Annotated in this window: 16 protein-coding genes, 1 tRNA gene and 1 pseudogene; 15 read left to right on the top strand and 3 right to left on the bottom strand. The window is 69.0% G+C overall.

The features are described from left to right. Window positions 1-7: 7 nt before the first annotated feature. The 3 genes from ACNAW0_RS25610 (at window position 8) to ACNAW0_RS25600 (ending at window position 2631) form a co-directional block, all read left to right on the top strand. A complete protein-coding gene (locus ACNAW0_RS25610; protein ID WP_416290565.1) occupies window positions 8-214 on the top strand; it encodes an excisionase family DNA-binding protein in 207 nt (68 codons plus the stop codon). Beyond that, complete coding sequence (locus ACNAW0_RS25605) at window positions 214-1497, top strand: tyrosine-type recombinase/integrase (RefSeq protein WP_416290561.1); 1284 nt, start codon at window positions 214-216, stop codon at window positions 1495-1497. Before ACNAW0_RS25610 ends, ACNAW0_RS25605 begins: the two co-directional genes overlap by 1 nt. Window positions 1498-2118: 621 nt before the next feature. After that, window positions 2119-2631, top strand: a complete 513-nt coding sequence (locus tag ACNAW0_RS25600; protein ID WP_416290560.1) for a hypothetical protein — start codon at window positions 2119-2121, stop codon at window positions 2629-2631. Window positions 2632-2862: 231 nt separating this feature from the next. On the opposite strand, the gene ACNAW0_RS25595 is transcribed toward ACNAW0_RS25600, so the two are convergent. Next, the gene (locus ACNAW0_RS25595) at window positions 2863-3441 is read right to left on the bottom strand and encodes a cysteine hydrolase (RefSeq protein ID WP_416290559.1); all 579 of its coding nucleotides are present in this window, start codon (window positions 3439-3441) and stop codon (window positions 2863-2865) included. 4 nt (window positions 3442-3445) lie between these two features. Continuing rightward, window positions 3446-4612, bottom strand: a complete 1167-nt coding sequence (locus tag ACNAW0_RS25590; RefSeq protein ID WP_416290558.1) for a hypothetical protein — start codon at window positions 4610-4612, stop codon at window positions 3446-3448. Window positions 4613-5350: 738 nt separating this feature from the next. Here ACNAW0_RS25590 and ACNAW0_RS25585 point away from each other — a divergent pair. The 12 genes and pseudogenes from ACNAW0_RS25585 (at window position 5351) to ACNAW0_RS25530 (ending at window position 13916) form a co-directional block, all read left to right on the top strand. Then, complete coding sequence (locus ACNAW0_RS25585) at window positions 5351-5599, top strand: DUF6284 family protein (RefSeq protein ID WP_416290557.1); 249 nt, start codon at window positions 5351-5353, stop codon at window positions 5597-5599. Beyond that, entirely contained in the window at window positions 5599-5973 is a 375-nt protein-coding gene (locus tag ACNAW0_RS25580) for an RRQRL motif-containing zinc-binding protein (protein WP_416290556.1), read from the top strand. The genes ACNAW0_RS25585 and ACNAW0_RS25580 overlap by 1 nt, the downstream gene beginning before the upstream one ends. Beyond that, on the top strand, window positions 5973-6179 hold the full coding sequence (locus tag ACNAW0_RS25575) for a hypothetical protein (protein ID WP_416290555.1): 207 nt from the start codon (window positions 5973-5975) through the stop codon (window positions 6177-6179). Before ACNAW0_RS25580 ends, ACNAW0_RS25575 begins: the two co-directional genes overlap by 1 nt. Continuing rightward, window positions 6176-6964 carry an ABC transporter permease gene (locus ACNAW0_RS25570; RefSeq protein ID WP_416290554.1) on the top strand — a complete coding sequence of 263 codons (789 nt, stop codon included), beginning with the start codon at window positions 6176-6178 and terminating at the stop codon, window positions 6962-6964. The genes ACNAW0_RS25575 and ACNAW0_RS25570 overlap by 4 nt, the downstream gene beginning before the upstream one ends. 92 nt (window positions 6965-7056) lie before the next feature. Next, complete coding sequence (locus tag ACNAW0_RS25565) at window positions 7057-9234, top strand: cell division protein FtsK (protein ID WP_416290553.1); 2178 nt, start codon at window positions 7057-7059, stop codon at window positions 9232-9234. A 141-nt stretch (window positions 9235-9375) separates the two neighbouring features. Then, window positions 9376-9627, top strand: coding sequence for a hypothetical protein (locus tag ACNAW0_RS25560; protein ID WP_416290552.1), 252 nt, complete (start codon window positions 9376-9378; stop codon window positions 9625-9627). Further along, window positions 9624-9914: a hypothetical protein gene (locus tag ACNAW0_RS25555; RefSeq protein ID WP_416290551.1), complete on the top strand. Its 291-nt coding sequence runs from the start codon at window positions 9624-9626 to the stop codon at window positions 9912-9914. Before ACNAW0_RS25560 ends, ACNAW0_RS25555 begins: the two co-directional genes overlap by 4 nt. After that, the gene (locus tag ACNAW0_RS25550) at window positions 9914-10213 is read left to right on the top strand and encodes a hypothetical protein (protein ID WP_416290550.1); all 300 of its coding nucleotides are present in this window, start codon (window positions 9914-9916) and stop codon (window positions 10211-10213) included. Before ACNAW0_RS25555 ends, ACNAW0_RS25550 begins: the two co-directional genes overlap by 1 nt. Further along, window positions 10147-11127, top strand: a complete 981-nt coding sequence (locus ACNAW0_RS25545) for a bifunctional DNA primase/polymerase (protein WP_416290564.1) — start codon at window positions 10147-10149, stop codon at window positions 11125-11127. Before ACNAW0_RS25550 ends, ACNAW0_RS25545 begins: the two co-directional genes overlap by 67 nt. Then, window positions 11124-12229 (top strand): annotated as a pseudogene (locus tag ACNAW0_RS25540) (AAA family ATPase). Before ACNAW0_RS25545 ends, ACNAW0_RS25540 begins: the two are co-directional and overlap by 4 nt. A gap of 299 nt (window positions 12230-12528) precedes the next feature. Beyond that, entirely contained in the window at window positions 12529-12711 is a 183-nt protein-coding gene (locus tag ACNAW0_RS25535; protein ID WP_416290563.1) for a helix-turn-helix transcriptional regulator, read from the top strand. Further along, a complete protein-coding gene (locus ACNAW0_RS25530; RefSeq protein WP_416290549.1) occupies window positions 12711-13916 on the top strand; it encodes a tyrosine-type recombinase/integrase in 1206 nt (401 codons plus the stop codon). The genes ACNAW0_RS25535 and ACNAW0_RS25530 overlap by 1 nt, the downstream gene beginning before the upstream one ends. 84 nt (window positions 13917-14000) lie before the next feature. Here ACNAW0_RS25530 and ACNAW0_RS25525 read toward each other — a convergent pair. Further along, window positions 14001-14074 (bottom strand) — tRNA-Pro (locus tag ACNAW0_RS25525). Window positions 14075-14214: the final 140 nt, after the last annotated feature.

Genomic DNA, 14214 nt, shown 5'->3' with positions numbered 1-14214 from the left:
GCACCACATGGATAGACGCCCGGTTCAGATCGTTCCGAAGTGGCATTCCCCGGCCGAGGTCGCGGCCATCCTTGGCTACGGCTTGTCCAAGGTGAAGATGAAGATCGCCACCGGGGAACTGCGCTCGATCAAGGACGGCAAGTACCGCCGCATCCTGCCGGAATGGATCGATGAGTACATCCAAGCCCAGATCGAGCGGCAGGAGGCGGCCTGATGCCCGGCAAACGCGCAAACGGCGAAGGCTCGATCTTCCCGTACCGGAACGGTTTCGCCGCCTACGTCTGGGTCACCAAGCCGGACGGCAAACGCGCTCGCAAGTACGTCTACGGCAAGACCCGCGATGAGGTCCACGACAAGTGGGTGAGGTTGCACCAGCAAGCCAAGGCCGGCCCGGTTGCCACGAACGTCCCGACGCTGGCGAGCTACATGACGTACTGGCTCGACGAAATCGTGGAGCCGAACCTCGCCCCGCTGACGTATGCCACCTACGAAACCCTGAGTCGCCTCTATATCGTTCCCGGACTTGGTGCCAAGCGACTCGACGGCCGGCTGTCCGTACGGGAGGTGCAGACCTGGCTGAACAAAGTCGCGAAGACGTGCCAGTGCTGCGCCCAGGGGAAGGACGATCGCCGGCCACCGAAGAACCGGAAATGCTGCGCGGTTGGCCGGTGTTGCCAGGACCTTCCCTCGGCTCGCACCGTCAAAGGAATCCGCGCTGTTCTCCGCTCGGCGCTCTCTCAGGCTGTCGTGGAGGAACTGGTCGTGAAAAACGTCGCGGCTCTCGTAAGGCTCCCGCCGATCCGCGCCCGCAAGGGCAAGGCGTGGAGCAGCGACGAGGCTCGCGCCTTCCTGGAGGCATCCCGCGACGGCGACGACTACCTGTACGCCGCCTACGTCCTGGTCCTCGTCCTCGGTCTACGCAAGGGCGAAGTCCTCGGCCTCACCTGGGACCACATCGAGTGGGACGGCTGGGACAAGCCCTGCACCCCACACGGCGAGGAACTCTGCGAGCACTGCCGCGACAACCACGACATCAACCTCGTCATCGACAAGCAGCTCCAGCGGGTACGCGGCCGGCTGCTGCACCGAGCCACCAAGACCGAGGAATCCGACGCTCCCCTACCACTGCCGGCCATCTGCGTCACCGCGCTACGGCACCGCTACCGGCAACAGGAGACGGCCGAGGAGAAGGCCGGCGATGCCTGGCACGACACAGGCATGATCTTTACGACCCGCTACGGACTGCCCGTCGAGCCACGCAACTTCAACCGGTCCTACGACAGCCGCATCGCCCGCGCCGGCGTCCCTAAGATCACCGTTCACGACGCCCGACGCACCTGCGGTTCGCTGCTGGTCGACCTGGACGTCCATCCCCGGATCGCGATGGCGATCCTCAGGCACGCGGACTTCTCGATCACGATGGAGATCTACAGCCAGGTCTCATCCAAGGCCACACGCGAGGCCCTGCGGAAGCTCGGCGAAAGCCTCGATCAATGAGCCATTGCTGTACTTTGCTGCTGTACAAGATCAGAAGAGGCCATCCGGAAGATCCCGAATGGCCTCTGACCTGCGTCGGGACGGCCGGATTTGAACCGACGACCCCTTGACCCCCAGGACGATTCGCTAAGCGTTCCCGCACGTCACACACGCTATCCCCAAGATCAGGCCGTGCAGTCGACGGCATGCCGGCCACCATCGTGCACACCGTGTGGTCCCCACCTGGTCCCCGGGCGCTGGCACGCTTGGCGACCGCAGCACGCCGTTTGGAAGGATGTAGCGACGCTGGGCCATCGCGGCTCTTCGAGGTTAGTGGGGGTCGTGGAAGCCGGCAGCTGTCCTGAGTGGACCCTGGGTGAGGATGCGCGGCTGCTGGGCCTTGATGGCCTGGCGGTGGTCGGGGTCGCCGACGACCCCGACGGGCCGGTGGTTCACCTGGTGACCGCTGATGAGCAGGCACGACACTGCCCTCACTGCGGCGTTGGCTGCCGGGGCGAGGTTAACTTGACAGACCCTGCCCAGGGCCTGATCGGATGGCCACGCTCCGCGGGGCCTGTCGCCGCCAGGCGATCATGAAACCGGACGCACGACAGCGTCAGAAGACCGGCATATACTTTACTCATGGTCTCTGCTGAAGGTGGCACCGACGAGGGCCACCGAACGCCGATGGTCAAGAGACATCGCTTGCGCTTCGGCTGGCGTCTATTGTTCGCGTTGGTCTTCATGGTCGGCAGTGGGCACCTCTTGGTACTCAGTGGCGAGGTACTCAGTGGCGAGGCGCCGCGGCGAGAGCTCAGCTTGAGCAGCTTCGCGCTGATGTGGGTGTCGGCGGCGGCGGGTTTATTGTTGCTTGAGTGGTGGGATCGACGGAGCCGGGACCATCGGGCGAAACCGCCCAGGCGGCAGTGGCGTGGTGATGCCCCTCGCTGGCTGGTGATGGCATGGTCGGTCGACCATATCTATGTCTGTGCGACGTGGTCCGCGGGATACATCACCGCCCTCGGGGGTCAACTCAAGCTTCTCTGGGCCGACGTGCTGATTGCCTCCGCATTCGCGTTGGCAGCCATCATTCATCACTGGAGCAAGCCGTACCGAATCCCAAAGGATTCCGAGGCCGCCGTTGGTGGCCGCTGATTACGCCCAGCCTCGCCGACTAACCACACCCTTGCGTGCAACCGTTTGGGCGGCGGCTGGGACGGGCCGGTGGGGCAGCAGCATCTCGATCGGCGATGATGACATCAGCGGGTGCGGTCCTCTCCGGGATCATGTGTTGCCATCGCTCGCCCTACCAGAACAGACAACTTGCCGTCCTACGTCCGTTCGGTGTCACCGCCGTGTCACCAAGGTTCGGGGCGTTTCCGCAGCTCAAAGTGGATCCGGTGACGGCGGTGACTGCGGTGACAGGTCGATGAGCGGGGCGGGAATGTCGGCCAGCCGGATCACCTGACCGGGACCGATGAACCGTCGTGCGACCAGCAGCCCTGCCTCGTGTGCCTCAATGCCCGCGTGGCTTGCCGATGCATCTGCAATTAGCCACGGCGTTAAGTTGTGCTCGAATGCGTCCACGGCCCCCTTTAGGACGCAGCTTTCGGTGGCAATGCCGCAGAAGTAGAACTCTTCCCATCCCCGCTGCCTGAATAGCGCCACACCCTCCGAGGTGAATGGGCTATAGATTCTTTTATCGAGCACTACACCTTGACTCACGTAAGGGTGCAACTCGGGCACAAAATCAATATCTGGAGAAGACTGAAGCCGGTACCAGCCAAAGAAGCGCTCGAAGGGACTGCCCGGATAGTTCAGGTAGCGGGTAAAAAGCGTGTCGCCGCCGGCTGTCTGCCAACGGCGCACCAAGTCGGCAACGACAGGAACGATGTGCGCCGACTGCTCTCGCACGAAGCCGTTTTGCATGTCGGTCACGACAAGCACGGGGCGGCCCGATGTCATTGGCTCAACCTCGATCCGTATCACGGAGGGTTTCGATGGCTTGATCTAGGGCTGGCATTAGGTCACACGTCCGCAGGATCGCTCGGCGCATGGCCTGATGCTGCCCGGTCTCCCGCAGGCGGGAAACAGTGAGCCGGGAGCGTGCTCCCCGAAGGTAGCGCCAACTATATTCCGGCGGCACCTGTGGATCTCGCCCCTGCTCTACCTGACGGGCGATCGCGTCGCTATACGCCCACATGGACTGAATCGCAAGCTCGCAGGCGATCAGCTCGGCTTCCGTCAGGGAACGCTCGGCTGAGATCGGGTGGTACACGACCCCGGACCAGGAGGCGTAGCCCACCGATATCCCGCGTACGCCGAATGATTCGATGCCTACGTGGTCGTACGCCTCGGAGAGCAACGACTGCTCGATCAGTTCGGCATGCGCCAGGTGTTCGTCGTCCATCGCGCGGCCACGGTGCAGCAATACCTTTGGCGTCGACATGACACGGAGCGCGGCGTCTAACAACTCAGCCGGCCACGCTGGCTCTATAACCCAATGAGCGCCAAGGACATACACCGCAGACTCATCCTCGGCTGGCGCGATGGGTGCGAGGTAATCGATAGCCCATTTGATGTTGTCGCCGTACGACACCTCCCGCCACGCGGCGAGTGCCGCGATCGTGGACAACTGAACTTGCTCGACAAGGTGAAAGATTGCTGACCCGCACGGCCAGACGTACAGGGTGCAGTCGCCTTCCGGGTGCTCAACGGGTGCTGAATAGCAGGTGTGCCACTCCCCCACGGCTGGCGCGCAGCCGGCGCTGTCCCGCAACCGGGCTACACCCTCAGCGCCGACGAACGCCGTCACGAACTTGTGGGATCGCGCCGTGAAGTGGGGCCGGTCCTCAGCGCCGCTGGTCAGCTCGCCGAACAGATCGTGGGGTTTTGCTCCGTACGCCAGGCAGTAGAGCTGCCGGTAGATCGGGTCGGTGACCGCTACGCGCCCGGTCTCATGGCGGTACATCGCTTTTTCGATGGCCTCGACCGTCGGCGTCTCCCGGATGCCCCGCTGTTGGCCTACGCGGTGCAGCTCTCGCGCGGCGCGCTTACGCGACTCCCAGCCGGCCGTCTTGCGGCGGTTGACCAGCACGAGATTGGGCTTGAACTGCCGTGGGACCTCAGTGGACATAGGCCGTGTCCTTCGTGTCCGTGCGTAGGACCTGCCCAGCTCGCCACCCACCGGGCAGTCTCATTGGCAGGCGAGCAAGGTGCCGCCGCAGACGGAAGCCGAGGACAGGAGGCACAGATGATCCGACCTAGCCGGTGGTGCCTCTACGCGGCCTCTCGGCCTGCCACTTCCGGATCGTCTCGGGCTGCCAGGCCGGGGACCGTCCGAACATCCGATCAGGTGCGGGAGCCTGCCCGCGTGACACGTAGGAAGCCCAGGTTGCGCGACTGATCGGGGCACCTACTGAGGCCAAGTAGGTGCGTACGTGGTCCGTGGTCCACCAATCGGTGGGCAGGTCAGCGGCAGTCATCAGTACAAGCCTACGCGGTACAGGTGCTTGCGCGAATACAACGTGGCGTTGTAGCGTCACGAATACAACGCCAAGTTGTAGCCGGCCGGATGGCTCGGGGAACGGCGGCACTCGTTGCCGTACGCCCATGGGACGCCGGATCAGGTCGTTCATTGACCAACTCCACAGCGACAGGAACAAGCGCGCGTGAGGCCGCCGAGCGGCATCTCTGCCTTGAGCCACCTGGTGGTCGACCCCGGTAGGTCCCGGGCGAGCAGGGCGAGCGGAGCGGATAGCGCGTGCTGCACAACCTCGGATCGGGGCCGGTGACGTTGCCCGGTTGCCCGGTGGCGTCACCGGCCCGGATCCGAGGTTTCCCCCGCTGTTTCGACCTGTACCGGAGGTTCCCCGTGAGGAAACACCTCGTTGCCGTCACCGCCGAGCCGACCGCCACCGACCTGGCCGCGATCGAGTCGGAGTGGCCGCTGATCGCGGCCGAACTGGACGTGCTCGACGCCGAAATCACCATGCTCAACGCCGAGGACCACGGCGGACCGACCGCCCTGGACTGGCGCAGGCTGCGCCGGGCCGAAGCCCGCGTGACCCGCGCCGCAGCCGACCTGACCACCCGCACCACCGGCCCGAACCGCGCGGCCTGATGTCCCGCATCCGCGCCGCCTACTACGACCCGAGCGGGTCGAAGTACGGCATCCCCACCTACTGGTGGCGCGGCGCCCCGCCGGGCTACGCCACCCGCCGCCAACTGGCCGCCGCCGGGCTGCGGCCCGGTGGTCAGCCGATCGCCGCTCAGGTGCTCTGGCGCGGCGTGGGCGGCACCCGCGCTGCCTACCTGTACCGGGTCGACCTTGCCCGCCCAAAACGCACCGCCACCCCCGCGCAACTGCGCGCCGTCCGGGCCGCGCTGCTGGCTCGCCGTACCTGCCCGACCTGCGGCCGGGTGCGGCCCTACTACATCCCGCGCTCGCTCGGCGAGTGCACCGAATGCGCCTACCCGCAGGAGGTGGCCGCCTGATGCGCCGCTACCCGATCCCCCGCCCCGCCAATGACCCGCGCTTCACGTTCGGCCTGGCGCTCGATGTGGCTCGGGTGCTCGCCGAGCACGGCTACCCGCCGATGACCGAACCGTACGACGGGTGCGGCGCTGACCTGCTGGCGCTGCAAGACGCCCTGTTCGGCCTGATCTACGCCCCCACCGACACCTCGGAGGTTTCGTCGTGACTGCCCCGACCATCAACGGCACCCGCTACCCGCAGCCCATCGAGGCACTGTTGCCCACCGCCCGCGATCTGGACCTGCCGGACGGGCAGGCGTTCCCGTCGCGGAACCGGCTGATGCGGGAGTTCCGCATCGGCGCGCCGAAGGCTGACGAACTGCTCGCCCGGCTCAAGGCCGAGCACGCCGAGCCGGCCACCGACACCGCCGACCCGGCCACCACGGACCCGGACCCGGTGCCGGCCGTGCCCGAGTCCGCGATGCCGGTCGCCGAGCCGGTGGAAATCACGCCGGCCGAGCCGGACGCCGAGGCCAGCACGTTCGGTCACCCGGACACGCCCATCCCGCCCAAGCCGGCCGCGCCGGCCCGTCCGGCGGTGGTGTGGCCGGTGGTGCTGCTGGCGCTGCCGGCGTTCGTGGCGGTGTGGTCCGGGTGGGTCGGACTCGGCGGACTCACCGGGTTCGGCGTGGTGCACCCGCTGCCCGGCATCGCGGACGGGTTCAGTCTCAACACCGCGATCACGCTGCCGATCGGCGTGGAGACGTACGGCGCGTACGCGCTCTACGTGTGGCTGTCCGGGCGGGTGCCCGGTCCGGCCCGCCGGTTCGCCAAGTGGTCCGCCCTCGGCTCCCTCGCGGTCGGCGCGCTCGGCCAGGTCGCCTACCACCTCCTGGAAGCGGCCGGCGTCACCGCCGCCCCGTGGTGGATCACCACCGCCGTTTCGGTCCTGCCGGTGGCGGTGCTCGGCATGGGCGCTGCACTCGCGCACCTCGTTCGCTCGCACGACTAGTTCCGCCCGGCGGCACGGCCCATGGCCTCGCAAACCCGCGCCGTGCCGCCGGCCCCCCTACCGATCTCCCGACCGTTGGAGGAACCCCCATCATGAACCCCCCGAACGATGACCGTTTCGACTGGCAGGCCGCCGAGCGTGACCTGCACTCTCCCGACGCCGAGGTGGTGGATCTGGACGCGGCCCGGTCCCGCCGGCAGGCATCCGCCGTCCCCGACGACGACCTGGCCGACGCCCCCGGGCGGTTGGTCGACTCGCCCGCCGCGCAGCGGTCCCCGCGGTTCACCGTGGCCGGGTTGCAGGACGCGAAGCGGCGGCCGATCGTGCCGGCGTGGCTGCGCTCGCGTGCCGAGCTGCGCGACGCGGCCCGATGGACGGTCGGGCACCTGTTCCACGCGGGCACCTACCACCTGACTCGCAGCCCGAAGTACGCCGGCAAGCTGGTCTGGCGTTCCCCGCGTGGCGCGGGCCGGCTGTTGACCGGGTGGGGGCGGTGGCTGTTCGACCTGCAAGGCGAGCACGTCCGCCAGTTGATGGCGGACAAGGGCGACGCCGAGTTGTACCTGAAGGTGTCGAAGCTGCGTGACCAGCGCGTCCGGTGGCGCGGGTTCGTCACCGCCGCCGCCGTCCTCGGCGTGCTCCCCGCCCTCGGCATCGCCTACGCCCTGGCCCCGCCCGAGGCCCGCTACGGCACCCTCGCCGCCATTCTGGCCGCCCTCGGCGCGCTGGGCCGCCCGGCCGACAAGCCGCTGTTGGACACCGCCGTCATGGTGCCGAAGGTGCAGAAGCTCACCTCGGATGTGGTGGTGCGGGCGCTGGGCAACCTCGGCATCACCGGCATCAACCAAGCGCTTGCCAAGGGCGACCGGGGCAAGGACTGGTTTCCCGCCCCGATCACCCGCGACGGCCCCGGCTGGCGCGCCGATGTGGAGCTGCCCAACGGCGTCACCGCCACCGAGGTCATCGAGAAGCGGGAAAAGCTGGCCGCCGGCCTCAGCCGGCCCCTCGGCTGTGTGTGGCCCGAGGGACAACCGGAGGTGCACCCCGGCCGCCTCGTGCTCTGGGTCGGGGATCAGGACATGTCCAAGGCCCGCAAGCCGGCGTGGCCGCTGCTCAAGGCCGGCACCGTGGACCTGTTCCGGCCGCAGCCGTTCGGCACCGACCCGCGCGGCCGATGGGTCGAACTCACGTTGATGTTCATGGCGATGGTCATCGGTTCCATCCCCCGCATGGGCAAGACGTTTACGCTGCGGGAGGTACTGCTCATCGCCGCATTGGACCCGCGTGCGGAGATCCACGCCTACGACCTCAAGGGCACCGGCGACCTGTCCGCGCTGGAGCAAGTCGCCCACCGCTACCGCGCCGGGGAGGAAGACGAGGACATCGAGTACGCGGTGGCCGGCATGCGGGAGCTACGCGAGGAGCTGCGCCGCCGCGCCAAGGTGATCCGCGACCTCCCCCGCGACCTATGCCCCGAAAACAAGGTCACCCCCGAGCTGGCGTCGAAGAAGTCCCTCGGCCTGCACCCCCTCGTGATCGGGGTGGACGAGTGCCAGAAGTGGTTCGAGCACCCCGAGTACGGCAAAGAGTTGGAAGCCATCAGCACCGACCTCGTCAAGCGCGGGCCGGCACTCGGGATCATCCCCGTGTTCGCCACCCAGCGGCCGGACGCCAAGAGCCTCCCGACCGGGATCAGCGCGAACGCGTCCACCCGGTTCTGCCTCAAGGTCATGGGCCAGACCGAGAACGACATGGTGCTCGGCACCTCGCAGTACAAGCAGGGCATCCGGGCCACCATGTTCGCCTGGACCGACAAGGGCACCGGCTACTTCGTCGGCGAGGGAGCAGACGCCCGGATCACCACCACCGTCAACATCGACGGGCCCCTCGCCGAGCGGATCGCCGCCCGCGCCCGCACCGCCCGCGAGGCCGCCGGACGGCTCACCGGCCACGCCCTCGGCGACCAGCCCACCACCGCCCCAACCATCACCTTCAACCTGCTGGAGGACATCGCCGCCGTGGTCCCGGCGAGCGAGGCCAAGGTGTGGTGCCGCACCGTCGCCGCCCGGCTCGCCGAGCTGCGACCCGAGGTCTACCACGGGTGGGACGCCGAGCGGGTCACCGTCGCGCTCAAGCCCTACGGGATCAAGGTCGGGCAGACGTGGGGCACCGACCCGGACACCGGCAAGGGCGCCAACCGGGGCGGTTTCGAACGCGCCTCCATCATCGCCGCCATCGCGGAGCGTAACCGGAAGCGGGACGCGAGCTAACCCGCGATCGGTCCTAGGTCTAGGACCAGGCACCTCCTAGACCTAGGACCGCCCCTAGGACGCCATCCGAACCCTGATCAGGACGCTAGGAATCTAGCGGCCTCCCCCGAACACACCCTGAAACCGGCCCTGGAGGCTGTCATGACCCCCCGCACCCTGCTAGCCACCGTCCCCTGCCTCATCCTCGCCGCAATCACGCTCGGTTACCTCGCCCTGTGCGTGGTCGTCCCGTTCGGACACTGCCGCACCTGCAACGGCACCGGCCGCAAACGCTCCCCGCTCAGCCGCAACGGGCGGGAGTGCCGCCACTGCGCCGGCACCGGGCTGCGGCTGCGCGTCGGACGGCACGCCATCAACCACATCAAGGACGAGTACCAGGCGGCCAAGCGATGAACCGCCAGACCGGACACACCGCGTGGTGCGGCCGGGACCATCGCTGCGGCCTCGGCGAACACCGATCCGAGGAAATCGTGGTCGACCTGCCCGGCCGTGCCCGCGCCGTCCTGGTGCGAGTGCGGACGGCCGCCGGGCGGGAGCACGCCGAGGTGCGCGTCAGGGTCGCCCTCGCCCCCGGCGAGGTGGCCGCCCGCCGCCAGTTGGCCGGGTTGCTCGGCGACCTGCGGCACACCGTCACCCGCGCGGCCATCGCTGCTCGGCCGCGACCCGGTAGGGCCGCCTGATGCCCGCCCCGCGACGCGACGGGGCGTTGCCCCGTGACCCGCACCTGGCAAGCCTTGAGGTGTGGCTGACCGGCACACCGGCCGAACTAGACGCCGCCGTAGCCGCGCTGACCGCCGCCGGCCGGCTCGCCCAACGCGGCACCCGCCGACCGCTGATCGGCAGCGACGCCGGTCGGCACCGGCTCTACCTACGCCTAACCATCGCCGCCCGCACGGGGCGGCCCGCCTCCACATCAGACACCGCTGGTGGCGCGCTGATCGACCTCGGCACCGCCCGCGCCCACCGCCGACCCGCCTAGGAGACACCGTGACTGACCTTCTCGCCGCCGCCCTCGGCCACGCCGAACGCGGGTGGCACGTCTTCCCACTGCGGCCCGACGACAAGAGGCCCGCGTTTCCCGACCACCCGGCCGACGACTGCACCGGCCGTGACCCGCGCTGCCGCGCAGCCGGCCGGCACCTCGGGTGGGAGCTGCGCGCCACCACCGACCCCGACCGCATCCGCCGGGCGTGGTCGGCCCGCCCCTACGGGATCGGCCTCGCGTGCGGCCCGTCCGGGCTGGTGGTGGTCGACTTGGACGTGCCCAAGGGCAACGGCCCGGACGGCTCGACCGGGCTCGACGTGCTCGCCGAGCTGGCCGCCGCGCACAAGGCCGGTATCGAGGCGACCTACACCGTGACCACCGGCCGGTGCGGCACGCACCTCTACTACCGCCATCCCGACCACGGGCCGGCACTGCGCAACACCGCCGGCACCCTCGGCCCGATGGTCGACACCCGCGCCCACGGCGGCTACGTCGTCGCCGCCGGCTCAGCCGTCGCCGGACGGCCCTACACCCTCGACCTCGACACCGACCCGGCCCCGCTGCCCGCGTGGCTCGCCGCGCTGCTGGCACCCGCGCCGCTGCCGCCGCAACGGCCGGTGGTGGTCGACCTCGGCACCGGCCGCCGCGCCGCCTACGTCGACGCCGCGATCCGCGCCCAGGTCGCCGAGGTCACCGGCGCCACATCTGGCGGCCGGAATCACGCGCTCTACCGTTCCGCGGTTGCCCTCGGCCAGTTGGTGGCCGGTGGCGCGCTCGCCGAGGCCGACGCTACCGCCGTGCTCACCGAGGCCGCCCACACCGCCGGGCTGCGGCCGGTCGAGACCGCACGCACGATCGCGTCCGGGCTGCGTGCCGGGGCGCGCCGTCCCCGAAAGGTGGCCGCATGAACGCCCCCGCCGAGCGGCCCGAACTGCGCGTGGTGCAGCCGGGCGACGACACCGCCGCCGAGGTCATCTCCCCGATCCGCCGGGAGCCGGGCCGTATCCGTACCTCGTGGACCGCAGCCGACCTGATGGCGATGGAGTTCCCGCCGCCCCGGTGGGCCGTGCCCGGGGTGCTGTCCGAGGGCGTGAACCTGCTCGCCGGACCACCGAAGGTGGGCAAGTCGTGGTTGTCCCTCGGCCTCGGCCTGACCGTCGCCGAGGGCGGCAGGGCGTTCGGCAGCATCGCCACCGAACCCGGGCCGGTGCTCTACCTCGCATTGGAGGACACCCCGCGCCGGTTGCAGTCCCGCATGGCGAAGATCCTGGCCGGACGGGCCGCGCCGGACGGGCTGACCTTGGCCACCGCGTGCCCGCCGCTGCCGCAGGGCGGTGACGAGGCCATCGCCGCTTGGCTGGACCGCAACCGCGACGCCCGCATGGTCATCATCGACGTGTTCGCCAAGCTGCGCGGCACGTCCGCCCCAGGCATGTCCGCCTACGACGCTGACTACGCCGCTGTTGGACGGGCGAAGAAGGTTGCCGACGCCTATGGCGTGGCGGTGGTGCTGGTGCACCACGTCCGCAAGGCCGGGTCGGATGACTTCCTGGAAGCTGTGTCCGGCACAAACGGCCTTGCCGGTGCCGCTGATGCCACTCTCGTGCTGCGTCGGCCGCGCGGGTCGGCCGACGGGGTGCTGCATGTGACCGGCCGCGACGTGGACGAGTCGGAGTACGCGCTGGCGTTCGACCCGGCCGTCGGGGCGTGGACCATGCTCGACGGCCCCGCCGAGGACCACGAGGTGAGCGACACCCGCGCTGCCATTCTGCGGTGGTTGCGCGCCTTCCCGGGCAGCACGCCGAAGGCCATCGCCGAGGGCACCGGGTTGGGCGTGGACAACGTCAAGAAGACCTGCGGCCGGATGCTCGACGCCGGCCAGGTCGCCTGCGACCCGGGAGGCCGCTACCGGCTACCCGCCTAGGTGTCTCCGGTGTCTCCGGTGTCACCCGAGTCACCAGAGTCCCCCGACCGGCTCTCACCTGCGGAAACGCTGCTGTATCCCGGTGACATCTCGGTGACAGCCTCGCCGCCGATGCCCCGCAATCTAGATCGGCTGAAACAGGGGCGATGCGCCATGTTTCGCCCAGACCCTACCCATCACCCTCGGAACCCAAAGATCTTGGCTCCACGGCGCTCTCAGCGGGCCGCTTAAACCTCCGCTGAGAGCGCCATCCCGCCACTCAGCACAGGACCCGCTTTCGCCCGGAAAGGCGCTCACCGTGCGACTCGTGCCGCAGAATCAGCCAGCAGACGCGACCGCCGCCCAGGAAGGAGACAACATCATCGGCCTCTCCCCCAAGCCGTTCATGTCCACCGAGGAGCTCGCCGAACTGCTCGACGTTGACCCGTCGACCATCCGGCGTTGGCGCACCGCGCCGCCCTTCCAGGGTCCGCCGTTCATCCAGATCTCCGACCGGGTGGTGAAGTACGCGACGGCCGACGTTCAGCACTGGCTGTCCGCCCGGCGCGTCTGCCCGCAGGCGGCATGATGGCAGCGCCTCAGCAACCGCCGATTGGCGTACGGCTGTCGACCGATGTCGAGTTCCGGCCGGGCCGTGACCGTCCCTACCGCGCACGGGTCCGGTGGGTCGACCCGACCAGCAAGCGGCGGCTTTCCAAGTCCGCGACAGCCGCCACGCCGGAAGAAGCACAGGCGTGGATCGACGGATTGGCCAGTGCGGGGCAGGGTGGCGTGGACCCGCTCGCCGCGACCAAGCGCCTGACGGAATACGGCGAGAGCGTGATGACCCTGGCGCTGCGCGGGTTGGAGCGCAAGACGCTTGATCCCTACCTGGCGGGGTGGCGCAAGCGGGTAGTTCCGACCCTCGGCCACATTCCCGTTCGCATGATTACCAATGGCGCGGTTGATCGGGCTGTTCACTCCTGGATTGCCGACGAGTGCAGCCGATCCACTGTGAAGAACAGCCTTGCCGTGCTGGTCCGCGTGATGGAGCAGGCCGTACGCGACGGCATCATCCAGCGCAACCCGGCGCAGGTCACCGGGTGGCAACGCGAGTACCAGCGGGCCGCAGACGAATTGGACGATCCCCGCTCGCTGGCGCTGCCCGACTGGGAATCGCTGACCACGCTTGCCGGCGCGCTGGTGGAGCGGTCCGCGAACGGCTTCACTGGGTGGGCCGAGGTGGTGATATTCGCAGCCTGCACAGCGGCGCGAATCGGGGAAGTCTCAGGCGTACGGGCCGAGGACATCAACCGGGAATCCTGGATGTGGACGGTACGCCGGCAGACCACACCCAGCCCCGGTGGCCTGATCGACAAGGGCACCAAGGGAAAACGGGCACGCACAGTGCCGCTGATCGATGAGGTACGGCCGATCGTGGCGCGCCGCCTGGACGCGGTGGCCACGCCCGAGGCACGGCTGTTCACCGGGCCGCGCGGTGGCCGGATCAGCACCGCCGTGCTGCGGGACGCGACGCATTGGGATGAGGTGGTCACGAAGCTGGGCTACGAACACCTGCGCCGGCACGACCTACGGCACACCGGGCTTACCTGGATGGCCGACGCAGGCGTACCGGTGCATGTCCTACGGAAGATCGCCGGGCACGGATCGCTGACCACAACCCAGCGGTACCTACACCCCGACCGGCAGTCGATCACGGATGCGGGGGCGGCGCTGAGTGCCCACCTGAAGGCCCGCCGGTCCCCAAATGGTCCCCAGTTACGCGCGGTCTAGATCGCAGACTCCCCACTGTTTCAGCACAGAAGAAAGGCCGCTGACCAGGGCATATGCTCCGGTCAGCGGCCTTTCTTTGTGTTGTCGGGACGGCCGGATTTGAACCGACGACCCCTTGACCCCCAGTCAAGTGCGCTACCAAACTGCGCCACGTCCCGATGCCCCCGCCGGGTCTCCCCTGCGGCAGCCGGTACAGCTTAGCGCAGGATCTTCGCACCCGCGCATAGGCCCCTCCCGCGTCACGCGTGGCCCCCGGTCTCGCCCCGCATCCGGCCGCGCGGGGCGCGACAAACGCCGT

Source organism: Micromonospora sp. SL1-18 (assembly GCF_047921505.1).
In the GTDB taxonomy this organism is placed as follows: Bacteria; Actinomycetota; Actinomycetes; order Mycobacteriales; family Micromonosporaceae; genus Micromonospora.
The sequence above is the reverse complement of the archived record's forward strand: the minus strand, read 5'-3'. Positions and strand labels throughout refer to the sequence as shown.